At 64.9% G+C, this 23,018-nt stretch carries 26 protein-coding genes; 11 read left to right on the forward strand and 15 right to left on the reverse strand.

Annotated features, from left to right (window positions below):
* From ATI53_RS04205 to ATI53_RS04230, 6 genes are all read right to left on the reverse strand, one after another.
* A partial coding sequence (locus tag ATI53_RS04205; protein ID WP_146609881.1) for an AMP-binding protein occupies window positions 1-727 on the reverse strand: 727 nt, incomplete at its 3' end.
* 157 nt (window positions 728-884) lie between these two features.
* The gene (locus ATI53_RS04210; RefSeq protein ID WP_009505298.1) at window positions 885-1,640 is read right to left on the reverse strand and encodes an ABC transporter ATP-binding protein; all 756 of its coding nucleotides are present in this window, start codon (window positions 1,638-1,640) and stop codon (window positions 885-887) included.
* Window positions 1,641-1,652: 12 nt separating this feature from the next.
* Window positions 1,653-2,408 carry an ABC transporter ATP-binding protein gene (locus tag ATI53_RS04215; RefSeq protein WP_009505297.1) on the reverse strand — a complete coding sequence of 252 codons (756 nt, stop codon included), beginning with the start codon at window positions 2,406-2,408 and terminating at the stop codon, window positions 1,653-1,655.
* Between the two features lie 10 nt (window positions 2,409-2,418).
* Window positions 2,419-3,615: a branched-chain amino acid ABC transporter permease gene (locus ATI53_RS04220; protein ID WP_111549795.1), complete on the reverse strand. Its 1,197-nt coding sequence runs from the start codon at window positions 3,613-3,615 to the stop codon at window positions 2,419-2,421.
* A 4-nt stretch (window positions 3,616-3,619) separates the two neighbouring features.
* Window positions 3,620-4,651 carry a branched-chain amino acid ABC transporter permease gene (locus ATI53_RS04225; protein ID WP_009505295.1) on the reverse strand — a complete coding sequence of 344 codons (1,032 nt, stop codon included), beginning with the start codon at window positions 4,649-4,651 and terminating at the stop codon, window positions 3,620-3,622.
* A gap of 106 nt (window positions 4,652-4,757) precedes the next feature.
* Window positions 4,758-6,104 (reverse strand): substrate-binding protein, encoded by a 1,347-nt coding sequence (locus ATI53_RS04230; protein ID WP_009505294.1) that lies wholly within the window; start codon window positions 6,102-6,104, stop codon window positions 4,758-4,760.
* Window positions 6,105-6,329: 225 nt separating this feature from the next.
* On the opposite strand from ATI53_RS04230, the gene ATI53_RS04235 reads away from it, so the two are divergent.
* From ATI53_RS04235 to ATI53_RS04255, 5 genes are all read left to right on the forward strand, one after another.
* Complete coding sequence (locus ATI53_RS04235) at window positions 6,330-7,634, forward strand: helix-turn-helix domain-containing protein (protein WP_111549796.1); 1,305 nt, start codon at window positions 6,330-6,332, stop codon at window positions 7,632-7,634.
* Window positions 7,635-7,806: 172 nt separating this feature from the next.
* Window positions 7,807-8,187: a response regulator transcription factor gene (locus tag ATI53_RS04240; protein ID WP_009505292.1), complete on the forward strand. Its 381-nt coding sequence runs from the start codon at window positions 7,807-7,809 to the stop codon at window positions 8,185-8,187.
* 1 nt (window position 8,188) lies between these two features.
* Window positions 8,189-8,488 carry a hypothetical protein gene (locus ATI53_RS04245; RefSeq protein ID WP_111549797.1) on the forward strand — a complete coding sequence of 100 codons (300 nt, stop codon included), beginning with the start codon at window positions 8,189-8,191 and terminating at the stop codon, window positions 8,486-8,488.
* Window positions 8,485-11,166, forward strand: a complete 2,682-nt coding sequence (locus ATI53_RS04250; protein ID WP_111549798.1) for a sensor histidine kinase — start codon at window positions 8,485-8,487, stop codon at window positions 11,164-11,166. Before ATI53_RS04245 ends, ATI53_RS04250 begins: the two co-directional genes overlap by 4 nt.
* A 206-nt stretch (window positions 11,167-11,372) precedes the next feature.
* Entirely contained in the window at window positions 11,373-12,437 is a 1,065-nt protein-coding gene (locus ATI53_RS04255) for a flagellar motor switch protein FliM (protein ID WP_223865889.1), read from the forward strand.
* Window positions 12,438-12,442: 5 nt separating this feature from the next.
* On the opposite strand, the gene ATI53_RS04260 is transcribed toward ATI53_RS04255, so the two are convergent.
* The 4 genes from ATI53_RS04260 to ATI53_RS04275 are packed head-to-tail and all read right to left on the reverse strand — an operon-like array spanning window position 12,443 to window position 14,664.
* Window positions 12,443-12,874 carry a protein tyrosine phosphatase family protein gene (locus tag ATI53_RS04260; RefSeq protein ID WP_009505288.1) on the reverse strand — a complete coding sequence of 144 codons (432 nt, stop codon included), beginning with the start codon at window positions 12,872-12,874 and terminating at the stop codon, window positions 12,443-12,445.
* A 10-nt stretch (window positions 12,875-12,884) separates the two neighbouring features.
* The gene (locus ATI53_RS04265; RefSeq protein ID WP_009505287.1) at window positions 12,885-13,322 is read right to left on the reverse strand and encodes a DUF6691 family protein; all 438 of its coding nucleotides are present in this window, start codon (window positions 13,320-13,322) and stop codon (window positions 12,885-12,887) included.
* A 1-nt stretch (window position 13,323) separates the two neighbouring features.
* Window positions 13,324-13,749 carry a YeeE/YedE family protein gene (locus ATI53_RS04270; protein ID WP_111549799.1) on the reverse strand — a complete coding sequence of 142 codons (426 nt, stop codon included), beginning with the start codon at window positions 13,747-13,749 and terminating at the stop codon, window positions 13,324-13,326.
* A 48-nt stretch (window positions 13,750-13,797) separates the two neighbouring features.
* Entirely contained in the window at window positions 13,798-14,664 is an 867-nt protein-coding gene (locus ATI53_RS04275; RefSeq protein WP_009505285.1) for an MBL fold metallo-hydrolase, read from the reverse strand.
* A gap of 212 nt (window positions 14,665-14,876) precedes the next feature.
* Between ATI53_RS04275 and ATI53_RS24325 the strand changes: the two genes are divergently transcribed.
* Both ATI53_RS24325 and ATI53_RS04285 read left to right on the forward strand, forming a co-directional pair.
* Window positions 14,877-15,158, forward strand: a complete 282-nt coding sequence (locus ATI53_RS24325) for a TraR/DksA family transcriptional regulator (RefSeq protein WP_375342727.1) — start codon at window positions 14,877-14,879, stop codon at window positions 15,156-15,158.
* A gap of 13 nt (window positions 15,159-15,171) precedes the next feature.
* The gene (locus ATI53_RS04285; protein ID WP_009505283.1) at window positions 15,172-15,396 is read left to right on the forward strand and encodes a hypothetical protein; all 225 of its coding nucleotides are present in this window, start codon (window positions 15,172-15,174) and stop codon (window positions 15,394-15,396) included.
* Window positions 15,397-15,528: 132 nt separating this feature from the next.
* Here the strand turns inward: ATI53_RS04285 and ATI53_RS04290 are convergent, their stop codons facing one another.
* Window positions 15,529-15,744 (reverse strand): hypothetical protein, encoded by a 216-nt coding sequence (locus tag ATI53_RS04290; protein ID WP_009505282.1) that lies wholly within the window; start codon window positions 15,742-15,744, stop codon window positions 15,529-15,531.
* 154 nt (window positions 15,745-15,898) lie between these two features.
* On the opposite strand from ATI53_RS04290, the gene ATI53_RS04295 reads away from it, so the two are divergent.
* Complete coding sequence (locus ATI53_RS04295; RefSeq protein WP_009505281.1) at window positions 15,899-16,159, forward strand: DUF2312 domain-containing protein; 261 nt, start codon at window positions 15,899-15,901, stop codon at window positions 16,157-16,159.
* Window positions 16,160-16,327: 168 nt separating this feature from the next.
* Here ATI53_RS04295 and ATI53_RS04300 read toward each other — a convergent pair whose 3' ends face one another.
* From ATI53_RS04300 to ATI53_RS04310, 4 genes are all read right to left on the reverse strand, one after another.
* Window positions 16,328-17,368 (reverse strand): AI-2E family transporter, encoded by a 1,041-nt coding sequence (locus ATI53_RS04300; RefSeq protein WP_111549800.1) that lies wholly within the window; start codon window positions 17,366-17,368, stop codon window positions 16,328-16,330.
* 16 nt (window positions 17,369-17,384) lie between these two features.
* Complete coding sequence (locus ATI53_RS04305; protein ID WP_111549801.1) at window positions 17,385-17,936, reverse strand: hypothetical protein; 552 nt, start codon at window positions 17,934-17,936, stop codon at window positions 17,385-17,387.
* 111 nt (window positions 17,937-18,047) lie between these two features.
* Window positions 18,048-18,188, reverse strand: coding sequence for a hypothetical protein (locus ATI53_RS23170; RefSeq protein WP_170134522.1), 141 nt, complete (start codon window positions 18,186-18,188; stop codon window positions 18,048-18,050).
* Window positions 18,185-18,643: a hypothetical protein gene (locus ATI53_RS04310; RefSeq protein ID WP_146609882.1), complete on the reverse strand. Its 459-nt coding sequence runs from the start codon at window positions 18,641-18,643 to the stop codon at window positions 18,185-18,187. Before ATI53_RS04310 ends, ATI53_RS23170 begins: the two co-directional genes overlap by 4 nt.
* Window positions 18,644-19,360: 717 nt before the next feature.
* On the opposite strand from ATI53_RS04310, the gene ATI53_RS04320 reads away from it, so the two are divergent.
* The 3 genes from ATI53_RS04320 to der all read left to right on the forward strand — a co-directional run bounded on the left by ATI53_RS04320 (window position 19,361) and on the right by der (window position 22,929).
* Window positions 19,361-20,017, forward strand: coding sequence for a tetratricopeptide repeat protein (locus tag ATI53_RS04320; RefSeq protein WP_009505275.1), 657 nt, complete (start codon window positions 19,361-19,363; stop codon window positions 20,015-20,017).
* Between the two features lie 64 nt (window positions 20,018-20,081).
* Entirely contained in the window at window positions 20,082-21,407 is a 1,326-nt protein-coding gene (locus ATI53_RS04325) for a PQQ-like beta-propeller repeat protein (RefSeq protein WP_009505274.1), read from the forward strand.
* A gap of 70 nt (window positions 21,408-21,477) precedes the next feature.
* The gene (gene der / locus ATI53_RS04330) at window positions 21,478-22,929 is read left to right on the forward strand and encodes a ribosome biogenesis GTPase Der (protein WP_111549804.1); all 1,452 of its coding nucleotides are present in this window, start codon (window positions 21,478-21,480) and stop codon (window positions 22,927-22,929) included.
* The last annotated feature ends 89 nt before the right edge of the window (window positions 22,930-23,018 follow it).

Raw genomic sequence — 23,018 nt, forward strand, 5'->3', positions numbered from 1 at the left:
GCGCGGCGTGTTCCATCAGGTAATTCAGATCGACATCACGGCCCTGCACCCAGCTGGTCTGGTCGCCGGTGTGCTTGACCACCAGGCAGCGGACCTTGTCAGAGCAATGCAGCAGCGCCGCGTCGGCGTTTGATTTCAGCGCGGTACGGCGGCCGCCGCGCGGAGCGGTGTCGGCGGTAATGACGACCTTGGCGCCGCAATCATTGATGCGGTTGGCCAGCGCATCGGGGGAAAAGCCCGCGAAAACAATGGAATGGATCGCGCCGATGCGCGCGCAGGCCAGCATGGCATAGGCCGCCTCGGGGATCATCGGCAGGTAGATGACAACGCGATCGCCGCGCATGACGCCCTGGCTCAGCAGGACGTTGGCCATGCGGTTCACCTTGTCGTAAAGCTGGGCATAGGTGATGTGCCGGGCGGGATCGTCGGGGTTGTCGGGTTCGAAGATGATGGCCGTCTGGTCGGCGCGGGCGGGCAGGTGGCGGTCGACGCAATTGTAGGCGACGTTCAGCACGCCATCCTCGAACCACTTGATCGAGACCTTGCCGAAATCAAAGCAGGTGTTCTTGATCCGCGTCGGCCGTGCCATCCAGTCCAGCCGCCGCGCCTGATCGGCCCAGAACCCGTCCGGGTCGCTGATCGAGCGCGCGTACATCTCATCATACCGCGCCGCGCTCACATGCGCGTTCGCCGCGAACTCGGGCGAGGGCGCGTAGGTCGTGGTCATGATCTTTCCTCCTCCACGGAAATCTGGCGGCATTGGACGGCTGCATGACGGCGAAGGCAATAGCCCATTGGTGGTGTATTTCAGCATGATCCGCTGAAACGCCGCACATATTGCGTGGTGGTCGCGCAGGTGTGATCCCACCGCGATCGCATCCGCTTCAGATCGCCAGATACTCCGCCCGCAGTTCGGCGTTGTCCAGCACCTCGGCGGCGGAGCCGTCGAAGACGATGGAGCCGGTGTCCAGAATGATCGCCCGGTCGGCCAGCTGCAGCGCGCGCACGGCGTTCTGTTCCACCAGAATCGTCGTCATGCCCTGTTCCTTGACGTGGCGCAGGGTCTTTTCGATCTCGTCCACGATCACCGGGGCCAGCCCCTCGTAGGGTTCATCCAGCAGCAGCACCTTGATGTCGCGGGCAAGCGCGCGGGCGATGGACAACATCTGCTGTTCGCCACCCGACAGGGTCACGCCTTCTTGTTTGCGTCGTTCGCCAAGGCGCGGGAACAGCTGATAAAGCCGCTCGATCGACCATCCGACGGGCGGGGCGATCTGGGCCAGTTGCAGATTTTCCTCGACCGTGAGACCAGGGATGATGCAGCGGTCCTCGGGGACGAGCCCCAACCCGGCCGAGGCCGCCTGATGCGACGCCATCCGGTGCAGCGGCTGGTGATCCAGCCAGATTTCGCCGTGGTTCACCTGCGGATTGTCCATGCGCGCGATCGAGCGCAGCGTCGTGGTCTTGCCCGCGCCGTTGCGGCCCAGCAGGGCCAGAATTTCACCTTCGTGCACATTGAAGCTGATGCCCTGCACGATGTAGCTTTCGCCGTAATAGGAATGCATGTCCCAGACGGACAGGAAGGCCGGCGCGGTTTCGGCCTGGTTCGCGTGCTTTGAAAAGTCGGGTCTGACGTTCATCTCCGGTGCTCCTTACGCGTGCTCGCCAAGATAGGCTTCGCGCACCTTGGGGTGGCCCTTGATGTTCTCGGGCGTGTCTTCGACCAGGGGCGTGCCCTGGGCCAGAACGGTGATCCGGTCGGCCAGCGAAAACACCACATGCATGTCATGTTCGATGATCGCCATGGTGATCGGGCGCGTGGCCTTGATTTCCTTGAGCAGGTCGATGGTGTTGTTGGTGTCGGCGCGGGCCATGCCAGCCGTGGGTTCATCCAGCAACAACAACCGGGGTTCCTGCACGAGACACATTGCCATTTCCAGCCGCCGCTTGTCACCGCGCGACATCGACGCGGAATGCATGTGCCGCTTGTCCAGCATGTTGACGTCCTCCAGCATCGCTTCGGCGCGGGTGATCAGATCGGTTTCGGCGCTGACCGACTGGATGGCGTGCAGGCGAAAGACCCCGTCGCGCCGCGCGAACAGCGGGATCATCATGTTTTCCATCACCGTGAGATCGCCGAAGATTTCCGGCGTCTGGAAAACGCGGGAAATTCCCATCTGGTTGATCTCATAGGGTTTGCGCCCCAGCACCGACTGGCCGTCGAACATGACCGACCCGGTGTCGGGGATCAGCTTGCCGACGAGGCAGTTGAGCAGCGTCGACTTGCCCGCCCCGTTCGGCCCGATGATGGCGTGAACGGTGTTTTCCTGCACCGACAGGTTCACATCCGACAGCGCCTGCAACCCGCCGAACCGCTTGCCGACGTCCTTGACTTCGAGAATGCCCATGGCTCGTTCCTTATTCTGCGGGGGTGGTGCTGGTTTCGGTCTTGGTGCCGTCGCGCTTGCGCAGACGACGGGCGATGCGCTGGCCGCCTTCAACAAGCCCGCCGGGCAGGAAGATGACGATGGCCATGAACATCAGGCCCAGCGTCAGGTGCCAGCCCTTGCCCACAAAGGGGTGGATGATCCCGACCACGAAATCCTCGATCCCGTCGGGCAGGAAGGACACCCAGCTGTGCACGACCTGGTCGTTGATTTTCGAGAAGATGTTTTCGAAATACTTGATGAAGCCTGCCCCCAGCACCGGGCCGATCAGCGTGCCCGCGCCACCAAGGATAGTCATCAGTACCACCTCGCCGGACGCGGTCCATTGCATCCGTTCGGCGCCAGCAAGCGGGTCCATGCAGGCCAGCAAGCCGCCCGCAAGCCCCGCGTACATGCCGGAAATCACAAAGGCCGCTAGCGTATAGGGTTTGGCGTTCAGGCCAGTGTAATACAGCCGGTTCTGGTTCGACTTGATCGCCCGCAGCATCATGCCAAAGGGCGAGCGGAAGATGCGGATCGACAGGTAGAACGACGCCAGCATGATGATCGCGGCGACATAGTAGCCGACCGAGAACTGGAATTCCCAAGGCCCCATAGTCACGGTTTCATAGGCGCGCATTTCCAGCCCGAACAGGTTGGTGACCGGGATGCCCCCGTCGGCGGTGGCCGACACGCCCAGCAGGCGCGGATCGTCCAGCGTGATCTGCAACCCGGTTTCGCCATTGGTGATCGGCGTCAGCACCGAATAGGCGAGGTTATAGCTCATCTGCGCAAAGGCGAGCGTCAGGATCGAAAAGTAGATCCCCGAGCGGCGCAAGGACACATAGCCGATGACCACCGCGAACAGCCCCGACACGATCATCGACAGCAGGATGGCGGGGATGACATTCATGCTGAGCAGCTTGAACATCCACACCGCCGAATAGCTGCCCACCCCCAGAAACGCGGCGTGGCCGAATGACAGATATCCGGTCAGGCCGAACAGGATGTTGAACCCGATCGCGAGGATGCCAAAGATCACAAAGCGCTGCATCAAATCGGGATAGCCGGCGTTGAACTGCGCCATCGCGCTGTCTGTGGGAAAGGGGTTCAGGATGAACGGTGCGAAGATCGCAAGCACCGCCACCAACAGGAACAGAGTGAAGTCTCTTTTTCCAAGTCCGAACATGGGCTCAGTCCTCCATCACGCCCTTGCGGCCCAAAAGGCCACGCGGACGGGTGAGCAGAATAATGATCGCGACGAGGTAGATGATGATCTGGTCGATGCCGGGCAGGATGGCCTTGATCTCGTTCATCGACGCAAAGCTTTCCAGAATGCCCAGCAGAAACCCCGCGAGCACCGCTCCGGGTAGGCTGCCCATGCCGCCGACAACAACGACGACAAAGCTCAGCACCAGGAAATCCATCCCCATGTGATAATTCGGCGAATTGATCGGGGCGTACATCACCCCCGCAAGCCCCGCGACGGCGGCTGCCAGCCCGAACATGATGGTGAATCGCTTGTCGATGTTGATGCCCAGCAGCCCCACGGTTTCACGATCCGCCATGCCGGCGCGCACGACCATGCCGAATGTAGTGAATTGCAGGAACGCGAACACCGCCCCGATGATGATGGCGGCAAAGCCGAAATAGACCAGGCGCCAGTAGGGGTAGATGATCGCATTGGGATCAAAGCCCATCAGCACCCCGAAATCCAGCGAGCCCTTGAACACATCCGGTGCGGGCGTCGGGATCGGGTTGGCACCATAGACCTGCTTGATGATCTCTTGCAGCACGATGGCAAGGCCGAATGTCACCAGGATCTGGTCCGCATGCGGACGCTTGTAGAAATGCTTGATCAACCCGCGTTCCATGATGACGCCGAGGGCGATCATCACCGGGATCGAAAACAGGATTGCCAGAGGCACCGCCCAGTCGATAATGGCCGCGCCCGTTGTTTCGCCAAAGATATCCATGACGTAGGGCACATCCACTTTCAGCGGCTTGCCAAGAAAGTCGGTGCGCGTCTCGTCCACCACCTGATGGGACAGGGACAGCAGCCGGCTGAGCGTCACGGCGCAAAACGCGCCGACCATGAACAGCGCGCCATGGGCGAAATTCACCACACCCAGCGTGCCGAAGATCAGCGTCAGCCCCAGCGCGATCAGCGCATAGGCAGAGCCCTTGTCGAGCCCGTTTAGAATTTGAAGGATGATTGCGTCCATGGTCCCGGCCTTCGGAGGTCAAGAGGATGCCATACGGTCCCGGCGCGAAGTCCGGGACCGCTGCAAGAAAGGGGCGAAGCGCGCACCGCCCCGGTTTCGGCAGGGATCAGGCGCCCGGGTTGCACGACCCCAGCGCGCCGCCCGAGAACATCGGGTGATCGGGTGCGTATTCCACCTGGGCGCGCGGGGTGATCTCGACCACTTCCAGCAGGTCGAATTCCGAGGTCGGGTTTTCCTTGCCGCGCACCACCAGAACGTCCTTGAAACACTGGTGGTCTTCGGCACGGTACAGCGTCGGACCGTTGCCCAGACCGTCGAATTCGTAGCCTTCCAGCGCCTCGACCACCGCACAGGGATCAAAGCTGCCCGCACGTTGCACCGCATCCGCATAAAGCAGCGTTTGCACATAGCAGGTGTGCGCCGCCTGGCTGGGTGGAAAACCGTATTTGGTGCCGAAGGATTGCACGAACGCCTTGGAACCTTCGTCCTGCAACGACCAGTGCCAGTTGGTCGAGCCAAGGATGCCCTTGACGCTTTCGCCGGCACCGCGCGCCATCAGGCGCGAAAACAGCGGCACGACGATTTCGAACTGCTTGCCGTTGACCACCTTCTCGCGCAAGCCGAACTGCACGGCGTTGGTAAGCGAATTCACCATGTTTCCGCCGTAGTGGTTCAGGATCAGAACGTCGGCGCCGGAATTCAGCACCGGGGCGATATAGGATGAGAAATCGGTCTGCGCGAGCGGGGTCTTGACCGCCTCGATGGTCTCCCAGCCCAAGGCCTCGGTGGCGGCCATGATGGATTCCTCCTGGGTCCAGCCCCAGGTGTAATCGGCCGTCAGATGATAGGCCTTGCGGTCGGTGCCGTATTGCTTGGCCAGCACCGGCGCCAGCGCCGCGCCCGACATGTAGGCGTTAAAGAAGTGGCGGAAGCCGTTGGCTTTCTTGTCCTTGCCGGTGGTGTCATTGGAATGGGTCAGGCCCGCCATGAAGATGACGCCCGCTTCCTGGCACAGGCCCTGCACGGCGACGGCCACGCCCGATGACGACCCGCCGGTGATCATGATCGCGCCGTCTTTTTCGATCATCGACTTGGCCGATGCGCGCGCCGCGTCCGATTTGGTCTGGGTGTCGCCGGTCACATAGGCGACCTTGTGTCCGTTGATCCCCACGCCGTTCAGCGCCTTGGAGCTGAAGGTGTTGAGCATGCCGCCATCGCCGCCGCCGTTCAGATGTTCGACCGCCAGTTCATAGGCGCGCAGTTCGTCGGCGCCTTCGTCCGCGTAGGGACCGGTCTGCGGCACGTTGAAGCCCAGCGTTACCGATCCGCCCGAAGGGGCGTTTGTAAAGGCGCGCGCCGAGCTTGCGGTAAAGATCGTCGGCACCGCGAGACCGGCAGTGCCAAGCGCACCCGTCTTCAGCAGCCCACGACGCGACAGAGTCGACTTGGACATGGAAATCCTCCCGAATTTTGAAACCGTGCTGCCGGGCTCCTCTTCCGCGACGGCACCTGCACGATGGTGTGCGAAAACAGTATTTGCCGCGATGGGTAAACCGATCAACAACTGCTTTGACTTGTGAAGTTTTTTTGTCAACGACTGAACAATTTGCCATGGCGTTCTGTAAAATAGCTTATACTGCGTCGCAGAAAGGCGTTGAAAGAAAGGGAGAATGCCGACATGGCCCGCGACACGCTGACGGGATCGCGTATTCGCGAACGGCGCATCATCCTGGGGATGAAGCAGGCCGAACTGGCGCGGCGGGCCGAAATCTCGGCCTCGTACCTTAATCTGATCGAACACAACCGGCGGAGAATCGGCGGAAAACTGCTGCTGGACCTGGCCGAGATCCTCGGGGTCGAACCGTCGGTCCTGACCGAAGGCGCAGAGGCTGCGCTGATCGCCAGCCTGCGCGAGGCGGCGCTGCATGCAAGCGAAGCCGGGGCCGAGATGGACCGGCTGGATGAATTTGCGGGGCGGTTTCCCGGTTGGGCACGTCTGTTGGCCGGCAGTCGCGCGCGGGTCGAGACGCTGGAACGGTCGGTCGCGGCGCTGTCGGACCGGCTGGCGCACGACCCCCATCTGGCGGACGCGCTGCACGAGATGCTGTCGACCGTGACCTCGATCCGTTCGACCGCGTCGATCCTGGCAGAACCGGGCGAGATCGACCCCGAATGGCGCCGCCGCTTTCACCGCAACATCTACGAAGACAGCGCGCGGCTGGCCGAAACCAGCCGGTCCATCGCGTCCTACCTGGAGGCCGAAGACAAGGCGGCCGCTGAAAGCGGCACGCCGCAGGAAGAAGTCGACAAGCTGCTCGAAGGGATGGATTACCACGTCGCGGCGATTGATGCGGGCCACCCGCCCGAGTCCGTGGCCGGGCGGATCGGCGCGCAGCTGTCGCTGGCAGGGCGGGGGCTGCTGGTGCGTGTGCTGACCCGCTACGCGGCGGACGCGGCGGCGATGCCGCTGGCGCAGGTGCTTGGCGCGGTGGCGCGCACGGGCACGGATCCGCTGGCCCTGGCGCAACGCTTTGGCACCGATCCGGCGCGGGCGATGCGCCGTCTCGCATCCCTGCCGCCAGACGCGCCCTGCGGGCAGGTCGGGCTGGCCATCTGCGATGCGTCGGGCGTGTTCCTGTTTCGCAAGCCGCTACCGGATTTCCCGATCCCGCGCTTTGGCGCCGACTGCCCGCTGTGGCCGCTGTTCGCCGCACTGTCGCGCCCCATGTCGGTGCTGTCGCGAGTGCTGCTATCGGCGGGGCGCCAAAGCGGGTCGGTCACGGCGATCGCGTTCGCGCAACCCTCTGGGCCGCCGCAGATCAACCGCGAACCCGTGTTCGAGGCGCATATGATGATCGCGCAAGGCCAATGGCGCAGCGGCGACGAGCCCGAAGAGGTCGGCGTGACCTGTCGCATCTGCCCGCGCGCCGCCTGTCCGGCCCGGCGCGAGCCGTCCTTGCTGGGGGAGCCGGGCGGCGTGTGACCGCGCAGCAACGATGCCCGTCCCGGCATCGACTGCGGGGTGACGCGCTGCCCGGTGCCGCGCCGCGACGTTTTTTTGACACCGGCGCTCAGTTTCGCGATACCTTGTCGACAGGGGAGAGGGACATCCACGGGCCGTGCGCGCCTCGCGGAGCCTGCGGGAAGGGACGAGCATGACAAAACGCGTGATGCTGATCGAGGATGAGCCGAACATCATCGAGGCGATCGGTTTCATCCTGTCGCGCGAGGGGTTGACGGTCGACACCCACTCGGACGGCACAACCGCCAACGACAAGCTGCGCGCCAACCGGCCCGATGTGTTGATCCTGGATGTCATGCTTCCGGGCAAGAGCGGCTATGACATCCTACGCGAATTGCGTGACGACGCCGCCACGGCGGATCTGCCGGTGCTGATGCTTACCGCGCGCGGCCAGTCGCGCGACCGCGAGACGGCGGAACGCGCGGGCGTGTCCGCCTTCATGACCAAGCCGTTTTCCAACGCCGAGATGCTGGATCAGGTGCGCAGGCTTCTGGCCTCGGCGCCGCGGGTCTGAGATGGCGCAGGATGGCGCCGGACTGCGGGGCAAGCCGCTGGTGTTTCTGGAACGGCAATCCTATCGCCGACGGCGGGTGATCGACGCGGCGCGGGTGTTGCCCTTTATCGGACTGTTGCTGTGGCTTTTGCCGCTGCTGTGGCGCGAAGAGGGCGCCGCTGCCGTGCGCAGTTCCAGCGCCATCGTCTTTTTGTTCGGCACATGGTTCGCACTGGTGGGCGCGGCGGCGGTGCTGTCGTGGAAGCTGGCGGCGCAGGCGCGCGAGCCGGGGGGGGCCGGTCCGGGGGGCATGGGCGAATGACCATGCTCAACACGCTTGTGGCGGTGTGTTCGCTTTATGCGCTGTTCCTGTTCGCCATCGCCTTTGCCGCCGACCGGGCGGCGATGAGGGGGCAGGCGCGCTGGTTGCGCTCGCCGCTGGTCTACACGCTGTCCCTGTCGATCTATTGCAGCGCCTGGACGTTTTACGGCGCGGTCGGCAGCGCCGTGCGGACGGGGTTCGAATACCTGGCGATCTACCTTGGTCCGTCGCTGGTGCTGATGGGGTGGTGGTGGATCCTGCGCAAGCTGGTGCGCATCGGGCGCACGCAGCGGCTGACGTCGGTCGCGGACCTGATTTCGTCGCGCTATGGCAAATCCAACCTGCTGGCGGTGGGGGTCACCATTCTGGCCGTGGTGGGCACCACCCCCTATATCGCGCTGCAATTGCAGTCGGTGACGCTCAGCTTCGAGGTTTTCGGGGTCGGCGATATCGTGTCGGGGCAGGAATCGGGCCATACCGCGCTGTGGGTCGCGGCGGGGCTGGCGCTGTTCACGGTGATCTTTGGCACGCGCAATCTGGATGCGAACGAACGCCACAACGGGGTCGTCATGGCCATCGCGGTTGAGGCGGTGGTCAAGCTGGCGGCGCTGCTGACGGTGGGAATCTTCGTGGTCTGGGGGCTGCTTGGGGGGGTGTCGGGCGCACTGGAGCGGATTGATGCGTCCGAGTTGGGGCAATGGCGCATCAACGGCGGGCGCTGGACGGGTATGATCGTGCTGTCCGGGGCGGCGTTTTTGTGTCTGCCGCGCATCTTTCAGGTGCTGGTGGTCGAGAACGACAATGAAACCCACCTGCGCACCGCGTCCTGGGCCTTTCCCTTGTACCTCGGGCTGATGAGCCTGTTCGTTGTGCCAATCGCCGTCACCGGGCTGGAATTGCTGCCCGCGGGGTCCAACCCGGACCTGTTCGTGCTGACGGTGCCGCTGAGCCAGGGGCGGGACGGGCTGGCGGTACTGAGCTTTCTGGGCGGGTTCAGCTCGGCCACGTCGATGGTGATCGTCGCGGCGATTGCGCTGTCGACGATGGTGTCGAACCATGTGGTGATGCCGCTGTTCCTGCGCTTTGCCAAGCGCGGCGCCAAGGTGTCGGGGGACGTGCGCCATGTGGTGCTGCTGGCGCGGCGGTTGTCGATCGTCGGCGTGGTGATGCTGGGCTATCTTTATTACCGCCTGTCGGGGGGCGGTGCGGCGCTGTCCTCGATCGGCGAGGTCAGCTTTGCCGGGGTCGCGCAGGTGTTGCCGGCGATGCTGGGCGGGATTTTCTGGCGGGGGGGCAGCCGCGTCGGCGCGCTCGCGGGGCTGACGCTGGGGTTTGGCTGCTGGGGTTACACGCTGTTCCTGCCCAGCTTTGGCGCGGGGGTGTTCGTGCCCGACAGCTGGATGGTGGCGGGGCCGTTCGGCATCGCCTGGCTGCGCCCGCAGGCGCTGTTCGGCATCGAAGGCATGGACCCGCTGCTGCACACGGTGGTCTGGTCGCTGACGCTGAACGCGGGCGGCTTCGTGCTCGCCTCGCTTGCCAGCTTTCCCCGCCCGCTGGAACGCTTGCAGGGCGCGCAGTTCGTCAATGTGTTCGACCATTCCACCGGCCCGCCCCGCTGGTCGGGCAAGGTGGCCCAGACCGAGGACCTGATGATCATGGCGCAGCGCATTCTGGGCGCGCGCGACGCGCAGGCGCTGTTCGAACACGAGGCGCGCCGGCAAGCGACGGGCGGCACATTGCCCGCGCCGACTCCGGACTTTCTGGAAAGGCTGGAACGGGAGCTGGCCGGATCGGTCGGCGCGGCGACGGCCCACGCCATGGTCGGGCAGATCGTCGGCGGCATGTCGGTATCGGTCGAGGATCTGATGGCGGTGGCGGACGAGACCGCGCAGCTGATGGAATATTCCGCCCGGCTCGAAGCGCAGTCGCAGGAACTGGCGCGCACCGCCGCCAAGCTGCGCGAAGCCAACAGCAAGCTGACCCGGCTTTCGGTGCAGAAAGATGCGTTCCTGTCGCAGATCAGCCATGAATTGCGCACGCCGATGACCTCGATCCGCGCGTTTTCGGAAATTCTGCGCGATGCCGACGGGCTGACCCCGCAAGAGCACGGCAAATACGCCTCGATCATCCACGACGAGGCGATCCGCCTGACGCGGTTGCTGGACGATCTTCTGGATCTGTCGGTGCTGGAAAACGGTCAGGTGAACCTGAATTTGCGGCCGGGCCTGTTGTCGGACGTTCTTGACCGGGCAGTCGCGGCGGCGGCGGCTGACGAGCACGGCGCGCGTGTGCGGATCTGGCGCGACCCCAGGGCCGAAGAGGTCATGCTGAACACCGATCTGGACCGGCTGAGCCAGGTCTTCATCAATCTTGTCGCCAACACGCGGAAATATTGCGACGCCGCGCGGCCCAGGCTGGACATCCGCGTGCGCCCCGGCGCGACGGTGGTGATTGATTTCATCGACAATGGGGCGGGCCTGTCGGCCGAGGCGCAGGATGTGATCTTCGAGAAATTCAGCCGGGTGAGCGACCAGAAGGCCGGGGGCGCGGGGCTGGGGCTGGCGATCTGCCGGCAGATCATGACCCGTCTCGGGGGCGAGGTTTCCTATCTTTCCGGGCAGGGCGGCACTGCTTTCCGGGTTGTTGTGCCCGCGCGTTACGCAGTTGCGGCACAGTGAACGGAAGGGTGCGGAAATCGGGCAATATAAATTGCTTGGTAACCAAATGCCGCCATACCGAGGTCAACACAATGGGCATAGAACGGGCCAGGTAGGTGATGGGAGATCCCGGAAGACAGGACGACGTGCTGGGGCAGAAGGCCAGCGCCGCGCGCCGCGCTCATGAAGCGCGGGCGATGTCGCCAACCAAGGCTATCCGACGCGCGATGTCCCGCACGGCCGATGTCCTGTGGGATCTTGCGCTGGTCACGCATGGTGTGTCCCAGGACATGCTCGATCAGGACGGCGTGGTCGATTCGCTGCGGGCGAACAACCTGCTGCTGCTGCTTGACGGGCCTGCTGGCGCGCTTGGGCTGGCCATGGTCGATCGTCAGGTGATGACCGGGCTGATCGAGGTGCAGACCATCCTGCAGGTGACACAGATGCCGGTCGAAGACCGCCCGCTCACCCAGACCGACGCCGCCATGATGGCGCCGTTGGTGAATGGCACGCTGGAACGGCTGGCGCGTTATCTTGACGGGCATCCGGACCGTCCCCAGTTCGAAGGCTACGGTTTCGGCGCGATGGTCGAGGATGCGCGCACCGCGGGGCTATTGCTGGATGCGCCAAGCTACCGGTCGTTCCGTGTGTCGGTCGACCTGGCGCTCGGGCGGCGCAAGGGCGAAATCCTTTTTGTCCTGCCCGACCGCCCCGATGCGGGTCAGACGACAAACCACAGCAAAGACGACGAGACGCCGGGCCCGCATGAGCGCAAGATGAAGCTGCTGCCGGTGCAGATGGACGCTGTGCTCTGCCGCGTGACGCTGTCGCTTGGCGCGGCGCAGAAGCTCAAGGCGGGGGATCTGATCCCGCTTCCCGCCGACGCGCTTGACGGTCTTGAACTGATGGCGGGGTCCGGCGATGCCATCGCCGGGGGGCGGCTTGGTCAGATGAACGGCATGCGTGCTGTCCGGCTGGCCTGGCCCGAAGGCGCCGCCCAGTCGAGGGAGCCGTCCGGGGCGGTGCTCGACATGCCGCTGATGGGCACGGAAGACGGCGACATGACCGGCGCGCAGCCCGATGCGATGTTTGCCGCCCCGGAACCGGCGGCTGCCCCGGAACCGGCAGCCGCGCGGGAGCCGGAATTGGACCCTGCGGATATAGCTGGGGATCTGCCGGATCTGCCGCCGATGGAATTCGATACCGGAGATTTCAATTTCGACGCCGCGCCTGAGGAGGGCGAAGAAGAGTTCGATTTCGCATCGGCGACGATGGATTTCGACGGCAGCTAGGCGCGTCAGCGCCGCTGCATCGCCAGCGCGTTGATGGACGGGCGCAACCCGTCAAGCTGATACCCGGCCCGGCCGGCCGCGTCGATGATCGCATCCGTTTCGATTCGCCCGGCCTGCGACAGCGCCCAGGCTGTGGTGCTTCGGGTGCCGGATCGGCAATAGGCCAAAACCGCGCCGTCGGGCGATTCCAGCAGTCGGCCCATCTCGGAGACGGTTTCCATCGTCACGCCTTGCGGCAGAATCGGAAGATAGGCAAAGCGCATCCCTTCGGCGATCACCGCAGCGCGGATCGCGTCGGCCTGAAGCGGCGCCGGAACTTCGGCGTCAGGGCGGTTGCATATGACGAGGGTGACGCCCGCCGCCTTGAGCGCGGGCACATCCTCGACTGAGATTTGCGGCGACGCGTTGAAGTCGCCCGATATGTTGATCATGGACATACCCGCAAGATCACTCTGCCGGGACGGTTTTGTCCAGCCGTGATCTGACACGCGGCGCAAGGATCATGCCGGTCAGCATCGCCGCGACAAATATGTAAACGCCCGGAGCGCCCAGCCCGAGCAATGCGATCGACGGGCCGGGGCACAGTCCGGCAAGGCCCCAGCCGACCCCGAACAGCACCGAGCCGATCACCAGCTTCCGGTCGACCTCTGTCGAGGGTTTCGGCGGCAGGGCAGAGCCGAGCATCGCCGCGCGGCGGCGCGCGGCGATGCGCCAGGCGATGGCCATGGGCACAATCGCGCCGCCCATGACAAAGGCAAGCGTCGGGTCCCAGGCGCCAAAGACGTCAAGCCAGCCCTGCACCTTGGCGGCGTCGGTCATGCCCGATACCAGCAGTCCGGCACCGAACAGACCGCCCGCGAGGAATGCGAAGAAAAGACGCGCCATGTCAGATCACCCCCAGAAGATGCCGAAACAGCAGCACGCTGACGCCGCCGGCGAGAATGTAGCAGGCCGTCGCGGCGAAACCGCGAATCGACAGCCGCGACATGCCGCACACACCGTGCCCTGACGTGCAGCCGTTTGCCAGCCGCGTGCCCACGCCCACCAGCAGCCCGGCGGCCGCCAGCACGATCAGATTGTCAGAGAGATGGGGGTCGCCCGACGGGTAGAGCGTGCGCAGCAGGATCGGCATCAGCACGACCCCGGTCAGGAACGCGACCCGTTCCCATTTCGTGTTCCCGGCCGAGCCGTCGACCAGCCCGCCGATCAGGCCCGACGCGCCCATGATCCGCCCGTTCACCAGCAGGAACATGGCGCCCGCTGTGCCGATCAGCCCGCCTCCGATCAGGCCCCAGATCCAGTCAATCTGCATTTTTTGCGCTTTCCGTTTCTGTCATTCTGTTTGTAAGGGGGGCAAGGCTCACAGCTTGTTCACCGGGACCTTGAGGAAAACGTCGCCCTTGTCGTCCGGCGCAGGCATCTGGCCCGCCCGCATGTTCACTTGCAGCGACGGGATAATCAGCCTGGGCATGGCAAGCGATGCGTCGCGGGCGTCGCGCATGGTCACGAAATCATCCCGCGAGGCGCCGGCGCCGACGTGGATGTTCGTGGCTTTCTGTTCCCCGACGGTGGTTTCCCAGGCATAGGTGTTGCGTCCGGGCGCCTTGTAGTCGTGCCCTACGAAGATGCGGGTCTCGTCCGGCAGGGTAAGGATCTTCTGGATCGAATCGTACAGAGTCCCGGACGAGCCACCGGGAAAATCGCAGCGTGCCGTGCCGAAATCGGGCATGAACAGGGTATCGCCGACAAAGGCGGCGTCGCCGATCACATAGGTCAGGCAGGCCGGGGTGTGGCCCGGCGTATGCAGGACGTCGCCGCGGAGCTGGCCGATCTGAAAGCTGTCGCCCCCGGAAAACAGCAGGTCGAACTGCGATCCGTCGCGCTGGAACTCGGCGCCTTCGTTGAAGACCCTGCCAAAGGTATCCTGGACGATCTTGATATGATCGCCGATGCCGATCTTTCCGCCCACCGCCAGTTGGATGTACGGGGCCGCCGAAAGGTGGTCGGCGTGGACGTGGCTTTCCAGCAGCCATTCCACCCTGAGATCGCGTTTGCGCACAAAGGCGATGATCGCGTCGGCCGAGCGGGTGTCGGTGCGTCCCGAGGCATAATCGAAATCCAGAACCGAATCGATGACCGCGCAGGCGTCGCCCTCGGGGTCCCTCACCACATAGGAAATGGTGTTGGTGGCCTCGTCGAAAAATGCGGTGACTTCGGGTGACGTCATGGGGCGGTTCTCCGTTCCTCAAATCACATAAGTAAAAAGGAATATGTTATCAAGGGGGCTTTGGTATTGATATGAATCATTGATCGGGATCGCCGGGCGCGTCATCGTTTCAACGTGACCTTGCGATGGTGGCGACGATGGCGTGGGAAAAGCAAAAGGCGGTACTGGAACGGCGACGTCGTGATCTTGAGGCGCGGCTGGTCGGGATAGAGATGTCGCTTGACGCGGCACGGCCCGCCGACTGGGCGGAAAGCGCGGTCGAACGCGAAGGCGACGAGGTGCTCGAAGGCCTTGGTGCGCAGGGTTTGCGCGAACTTGGCCAGATAAGGGCCGCGTTGCACCGAATGGAACTGGGAACGTACGGCGATTGCGTCGCATGCGGCGCGCCGATCGCTGAGAAACGGATCGCGCTTGTTCCGGAGGCGCCGCTTTGCGCCAGCTGTGCCGGAGGCAGGCAACCGCAGGCGGGGCCCGGGGAACCCCGCGCAACATGAGGAGAGAGACCAGATGCTGAAGGCCCTGACCCAACGGATCGCGGAACTTGAAACCGAGATCGACCGTGCGACCACCCTTGCGGACAAGGCCGCACGGGCCGAATTGCTTGAGGATCTTGAGCGGCATGTCGAGGAACTTGAGGCCAGAGGTGGCCATGTTCCCCCCTCCGCGCGCGCGCGCGTGCGTCCCGGCGAAGATGAAATGGCCGAGGATTTCTTTGACAACATGCCTATCTGATTGCGGCGAATGGCGACCCGCAGGTCCGGACGTTGCGATTCCGGGGATGGTATAGGGACACCGGTCGGACACCCTGCTGTGTCACGCGACCCTGTCGTGGGCGCACGCGCTGCTGCGCGCGCCCGTTGACGATCAGCCCAGAAAGATCCCGATAATCACCATCATCAGGCCCAGCACCGAACCCATCAGCGCGCCCATGTTGATGGGAACCATTCTGCGCACGACGGCGCGCAGGGCCTCGTCATCCATCCCGCCGCGACGCGCTTTCCAGACCTGCACGATGCTCCAGATCAATCCCAACAGCCCCAGCACCGAGATGAGGGCGCCCAGCCAGACAAGTGCTTCCATGGTGCTTTTCCTTTTCCGCGGGCCGTTTTCCTGAACCGTTAGGCGGGCCGGTATCGCGCGTACCCCAAAGCCGGCGCGCCCGCAAGCGCGCCCTCTTGCCCGTCCTTGCAGGCATGCGCTACCTAGGGCGTCAAACCGGCAGGAGACACGAGCAATGCAAGACGACACTTCGGACGACAAGTACGGGATCGCGGCGGGCGAGTTGCGCAGCTTCATCGAGCGTTATGAACGGCTCGAAGAGGAGAAAAAGGAAGTCGCCGAGCAGCAAAAAGAGGTCATGGCCGAGGCCAAGGGCCGTGGCTACGACGTAAAGGTGATTCGCAAGATCGTCGCCCTGCGCAAGCGCGACAAGGATGACATCGCCGAGGAAGAAGCGGTGCTGGAAATGTACATGGCGGCGCTGGGGATGTCCTGAGCGTCAGGCGAGGACCTGATATATCGTAAGAATACCACGCGTTGCGCGCGTCCGCAGGGGGCGGCGCAGCGCGTTTGCGGTGGGAAAACGGCGCGCCAAACGCCAGTTCCGCGCCGCCGACCGGACGGATTCTGCGTGCCGGCGTTTGCCGCGCGCCGTGACCGTAGCTTACACCTTGCCGGATGCCGACAGCAGGATCGCCACCGGACGCGTCGTTTCGATTTCGGCCATAACGATGATGAGCGAGGCGGTCAGCGGAACCGCCAGCACCGCCCCCGCCAGCCCCCAGAGCGACGACCAGAAGGCCAGCGCCAGCAGCACCACAAAGGGCGACAGGTTGAATGCGCGGCTCATCATGCGTGGTTCAAGGAACCCGGCCACGAACATCTGCGCCGCCGTAAGTGCCACCATGACCGTGGCCGTCAGGCCCAGCGATCCAGATTGCGCAAGGCTCAGAAGCACCGGAAAGAACACGCCGATCATCGACCCGATATAGGGGATGTAGTTCAGCAGCCCGATCAGGATCGCCCAGAACAGCGCAAAGTCGATGCCCAGCGGCAGCATCACCGCATAGGACAACAGCCCAAGGATGATGTTCACCACCGTCTTGACCGCCAGATAATCGCCGATGCGGGTGTTGATGCGGTCGAACAGATCGACGGTCTTGGCCTCCTTGCGGCTGTCGGCCAGCGCGATGCGCAGCTTGTTCACCATGCCCGCCCGTTCGGCCATGAAGAAGGCCGCATAAAGGATCACCACGAAGATCATGCCGCCGAATCCGCGCAGCGATGCCAGCACCGGACCGACCAGGGTGCCCAGTTCGACCTGATCGAAGGTCAGCGCGCGGATGCTGGCCCAGGTCGGCTGATCCTCGATCCCGACCATCCGCGCAAGGCGGGTGACGACCCCGTCAAGGTTGCTTTCGTAGCTGGGCAGCACGACGGCGACCTGGGTAAAGGTCTCGACGACGTAAAAGCTGACCAGCACGACAAGCGCGATGAAGGTTAGCAGCACCAGAAGCCGCCGCAGCAGCGCGGGCAGCAGGCCGACCACCGGCAACTCTCCGAGCCGCGCGGTGAGGTTGCTGAGGATATACAGCGAAATCAGCGCCAGCATGATCGGTAACAGCACCGGCTTGCCGATATGCAGCAGCCAGCCCAGCATGATAAGCAGGGCGACAAAATAGGCGGGTTCGCGAAACGAGATCATACCGGTGCGTTTTCCATCAAGGCTTGGAACTGAGATAGAGGTGCGCGGCAGTATCGCCACCATAATCGAAAATGACCAGAACGTCGGTCACATCAAGATCTTTGCGGGCGGGGGCCGCGGCGCGAACACCGCGGGGCGGCGGGTTTTGCGGCGCTATTCCTCCGCCTTCAGAGATGAGGCCCGTCTTGGTCGCCCGCCGCGCGCCCGCCGCGTCCCAGCGGCACCGGGCCATCGGTCGGGCGCATCCTGAGCGTATCCAGCGTGGACAGCACGCGGTCGGCTTCAGGCAGGCGCGCGCCTGAGCTGTCGACCCGCACGGTGTCCCGCGCGTCACCGGCCGCTTTATTGCGCCAACAGCGGCGGCCAACAGCGTTTCCCAGCCATCCGATTCCAACCGCAGCTGAACCGGCTTGGCCGAAGCGGGACCCATGGTCCGACCGAGGATCGCGATCCCAGGCGGCGATGACAGCGCGTCGGTCAATTCGGCCAGCACCGGATCGCTGCCCAGCTCTGGGCGATCGCGCCGGTTTTCCCAAGGCACGACTTCCAGCTGGATCCGGCCGATCACGTCCCTGGGCGGTTGCGCTTCGCCGGTATTGGACGACAGCGCCCGTCGACGGCAAAGGAAAACGCGGTTTCGATGCCGGGATGGTCAGCACGATGGTTTCCGCGCGGCGCATCAGGGCGCCCTTTTCAGCAAGGCACAGGTTGCCGCGCGCGCATGGACGATGGCCTGTTCGGGCTCGGATTCGGTAAGAAATTCGGTGCTGTTGTTGTTTTCGCCATAATAGCCAAAGACCGCCACGACGAAAAAGATCACCGCCCCGGTGGTTCGGGGGCATGATCGGGTTGTTTGTCACCAGCGCGAACAGCCGGCGAAAGAGAGTGCGCCGATATGCGCTTTGGATGCGCTTGCGCCGGTGTTCGATGTGCGCCGCGTCCAGCGTCACCGCGGCCTTGGCGGCAAACGCCAGGAACATGCCCGGCCAGGCCGCCGCCACTGGCGCCGCGCGCATCCACCAGTGCGGCAGGGCGCGGCGCAAGGTCTTGCCCCTGGTGTGCGGCACGCGGCTGAACCGTCTCGACATAGGGGTGTATCGGGCCGCTGACCGGCGAAATTCGCTTGTCGGCGTATGCGATCATCCCGATGGCGCCGTCCTCCAGCATGCCCACCGCGAGGATCAGCCCGATCATCACGATGTTGGACATGATTATGTCCATCGCCATCTGCAACAGGCAACTCAGCAGGAACGACGCCTGGATCGCAAAGCCCACCCGCAGCGCCGGGGCGGGGTTGAAGGCCGCCGCGTCGGGATAGACAGCCTGGACACGCATATCGCAAGCGCCCGCGCGCGCCGCTGCCCGCGCCGTGCGTGACCAACACCCGCTGACAGGCGGCTTTTCGGCGGCGGTCGGGTTGATCCGCGCCTCGTCCAGCTGGGCCTGTGCCAGAAGCCGGGCGGCTTCGGCCTCGGGGATGCGTGCCTCGACCCCGGGGCGCCGGGCTGCGGGTCGGACACCCCGCGCCCCGCGATTTTCGCGACACCTGCACCCCGCGCAAGGCCCGGGTCTGGCCGCGCCGCAACACCGCATCGTCGATTTCATGCGCGCTCGTCGCCATCGCCATCACGACCGCGGCCCCGTCACGCACGGGCTTTGGGGGTGCGGTTGGCGCGTTCTGCGCGGGCGCGATGTCGCGCGCAAAGCCCCGAAGGCGGTCGCGTTCGACCACAAGCCCGTACAGCACGGCAACGAAAACCACGGCGGTCAGGATCGAAACGAAACGCATGGCTTGACGGGCTGTCCATGGAACTTCTGGAAAGAGGATGCCCCCTGATACGCGGGAATCGGGCGCTGCGCCCCTCGCCTTGTACCGATCAGGCTTGGCGGTCCGGCTGCCCGGGGGGCCGCATGAGGTTAAGGCACGGTGGCCTTGGCATGACGGGCCGCGGACTGTAAGGAAGGGCCAACGACGGAAAAACGAGGCCCCCCGTGAGCAACCCGGACAGTTTCATCGACGAGGTGACCGAAGAGGTCCGCCGCGACAGGCTTTTTGCGCTGATGCGGCGCTACGGCTGGATCGCCATCGTCGCGGTCATCGCCCTGGTCGGCGGTGCGGCATGGCACGAATACGCGCAGGCGCAGGACCGGGCAGCGGCGCGGGCGCTGGGCGGCGAGGTGCTGGCGGCGCTGGACGGCGAGACCGCGCAGGCGCGCAGTGACGCGCTTGCGGCGATCGACGCGCCCACGCCCGAATCCGGCGCCATCGTCGCCATGCTGCTGGCGTCCGAGGCCGCGCAGGCCGGGGCCCCGGATACCGCGGCGCAGGCGCTTGAGTCGGTCACCGTCGATGGCGACCTGCCCGAAATCTACCGCGAGATCGCCATCTGGAAGGCGATGACCCTGCAAGACAGCCCGCTTGGCACCGACGATCGCCGCGCCGGGCTGGAAGGGCTGGCGATTCCGGGCAAGCCCCTGCGGTTGCTGGCCGAAGAACAGTTGGCGCTGCTGGATATCGAAACCGGCGACACCGAGGGCGCGCTCGACCGGCTGCGCCGGATCGTCGAGGATTCCGAAACCACCGCGGGCTTGCGCCAGCGTGCGTCTCAGTTGATTGTGGCGCTGGGCGGCTCGCTCGATGCCGGGTAAGAGGGCACGCTCGAGGCCGGGTGAACCGGCGCGAACCAGGCAGGAACGGCAGGGGGCAGGTGTTTTGCGTATCACGATGATTTCGGCGGGGCTCGTCGGCCTCATGGTGCTGTCCGCGTGCGAAGAGCAGGAACCGATCCTTCAGGGCGAACGGTTCGGCACGCGCGAAGTGCTTGAGGCAGGCGACCCCGACGCGGGCACGCGCGTCAACAGCGCCCGTCCGGCGGCGGTCCCGGCGGCGGTCGCGAACGCGGACTGGGCGCAAAGCCCGGTGTCGCCGTTCACGCGCGTCGGCAATGCCGCCTTCAGCCGCGCGCCGCAACTCGCATTTGCGGTGAACATCGGCACGGGTGACGGCAGACGCAGGCGGCTGAACGTCGATCCCGTTGTGGGCGGCGGTCGGGTTTATGTGATGGATGCGGCCCATGTGGTCAGCGCCGTCAGCCCCACGGGCCAGGTGCTGTGGCGCAAGGAGATGACCCCGATCCGCGACACCGCCGAACAGGCGCAGGGCGGTGGACTGGCGTTCGATGCGGGGCGGTTGTACGTCACCTCGGGGTTTGGGCGCATCGCGGCACTGGACGCGGCGACCGGCGCGGAAATCTGGGTACAGCGCTTGGGCAACACCGCCACCGGCGCGCCGACCGTGGCGGGCGGGCTGGTTTACCTGACCTCGGGCGACGAACGGGGCTGGGCGCTGGAGGCGGACACGGGCCGCATCCGCTGGGACAGCACCGGGCTTGGCGATGTCAACAACGTGGCGGGCGCCCCGGCGCCGGCGGTATCCGACGACCTTGTTATTTTCGCCTATGGCACCGGCGGCGTGCAGGCGCTGTTCCGCGAGGGAGGCTTGCGCCGTTGGTCTGCGGATGTGGTCGGCACGCGGCAGGGCTCGGCGCTGGCGTCGATCACCGACATCACCGGCGGGCCGGTGATCTTTGGCGACAAGGTGTTCGTGGGCAACCATTCGGGCCGTGTGGTCGGCTTTCACCTGGGCAGCGGCGAACGGATCTGGACGGCACGGATGGGCGCGCTGGGCCCGGTCTGGCCCACGGCGGATTCGGTGTACCTGATTTCCGATCTCAATCGCCTCGTGCGGTTGGATGCCGGGACGGGCGAACAGATCTGGTCGGTCGACCTGCCGGGCTACGAGAACGTGCGCAAACCGCAGAAACGTCGCGACAGCGCCTATGCCCATTACGGCCCGGTCATCGCGGGCGGACGACTGGTCGTGCCGTCGTCGGACGGGCTCCTGCGCAGTTTCGATCCCGTGAACGGCGCGCTGCTGTCGGCCGTGGCGATCCCCGGCGGCGCAACCACCGCACCCGCCATCGCGGGGGGCACGCTGTTCGTGCTCGGCAAGTCGGGACAACTGCTCGGCTACCGCTGAACGTCTGCGCCCCCTTTCGCGGGGGGCGCAAATGCGCTACTGGGGCGGCTTGTGATCCAGGGTGCCTGACATGACCTTCTCTCTCGCCATCGTGGGGCGCCCGAACGTGGGCAAGTCCACGCTTTTCAATCGCCTTGTCGGCAAGCGCCTGGCGCTGGTCGATGACCAGCCCGGTGTGACGCGCGATCTGCGCGAGGGCGAGGGCAAACTGGGCGACCTGCGCTTTACCGTGATCGACACCGCGGGCCTTGAAGATGCCACCGACGACAGCCTGCCCGGACGGATGCGCCGCCTGACCGAACGCGGCGTCGACATGGCCGACATTTGCCTGTTCCTGATCGACGCGCGCGCTGGTGTGACCCCTACGGATGAAATCCTGGCCGAGATCCTGCGCAAGCGGGCCAAGCACGTCATCCTTGCGGCCAACAAGGCCGAAGGCTCGGCCGCCGAAGCCGGCGTGCTCGAAGCCTACGGGCTGGGCCTGGGCGAGCCGCTGCGCCTGTCCGCCGAACACGGCGAGGGGATGCCGGATCTCTACGGCATCCTGCAACCGCTCGCGGATCAATTCGCCGAGCGTGCCGCCGCAGAGGCCCCGGAAACCGATATCGACCTGTCCGACGACGACGACATGGACAGCCCGCTGCCCAAGATCACCGCAGCGCGCCCGATGCAGATCGCCGTGGTGGGGCGCCCCAACGCGGGCAAATCGACGCTGATCAACAAGATCATGGGCGAGGACCGCCTGCTCACCGGCCCCGAAGCCGGCATCACCCGCGATGCCATCTCGGTGCGCATCGACTGGGAAGATACCCCGATGCGGATCTTTGACACCGCCGGCATGCGCAAAAAGGCCAAGGTGCAGGAAAAGCTGGAAAAGCTGTCCGTGTCCGATGGTCTGCGCGCGGTGAAATTCGCCGAGGTGGTGGTGGTTCTGCTGGACGCGGCGATCCCGTTCGAACAACAGGATCTGCGCATCGCCGACCTTGCCGAACGCGAGGGGCGCGCAGTAGTTGTCGCCGTCAACAAGTGGGACGTCGAAGAGCACAAACAGGAAAAGCTGCGCGACCTGAAAGAAGCCTTCGACCGGCTGCTGCCGCAGTTGCGCGGCGCGCCGCTGGTGACCGTTTCGGCCAAGACGGGCCGGGGGCTGGACCGGCTGAACGCCGCGATCGTCAAGGCATGGGAAACCTGGAATCGCCGGGTGACCACGGGGCAGTTGAACCGCTGGCTGGAAGGCATGATCTCCTCTCATCCCCCGCCCGCGCCGCAGGGCAAGCGGATCAAGTTGCGCTACATGACACAGGCGAAAACGCGCCCGCCCGCCTTCGTGGTGAAATGCTCGCACCCCGACAAGATGCCGGAAAGCTATTCGCGTTATCTTGTCAACGGCTTGCGCGAAAGCTTTGACATGCAGGGCACGCCGATCCGGCTATATATGCGCGGCGGGGCGGACAAGAATCCATACAAGGGCCGCCGTGAAAAGAACGCAGGCGCGCTGAAGAAACACCTCGGAAAACGCTGAGACGCGGCGCTGGACTGTCTCGTCGCAACACGGGGGCCGGCCCCCGCACCCCCGGAGTTCAAGGGCAAGATGAAGGGGCGGGTTGCGCT

Origin of the sequence: Salipiger aestuarii (assembly GCF_003259905.1) — a bacterium.
Taxonomy (GTDB): domain Bacteria; phylum Pseudomonadota; class Alphaproteobacteria; order Rhodobacterales; family Rhodobacteraceae; genus Salipiger; species Salipiger aestuarii.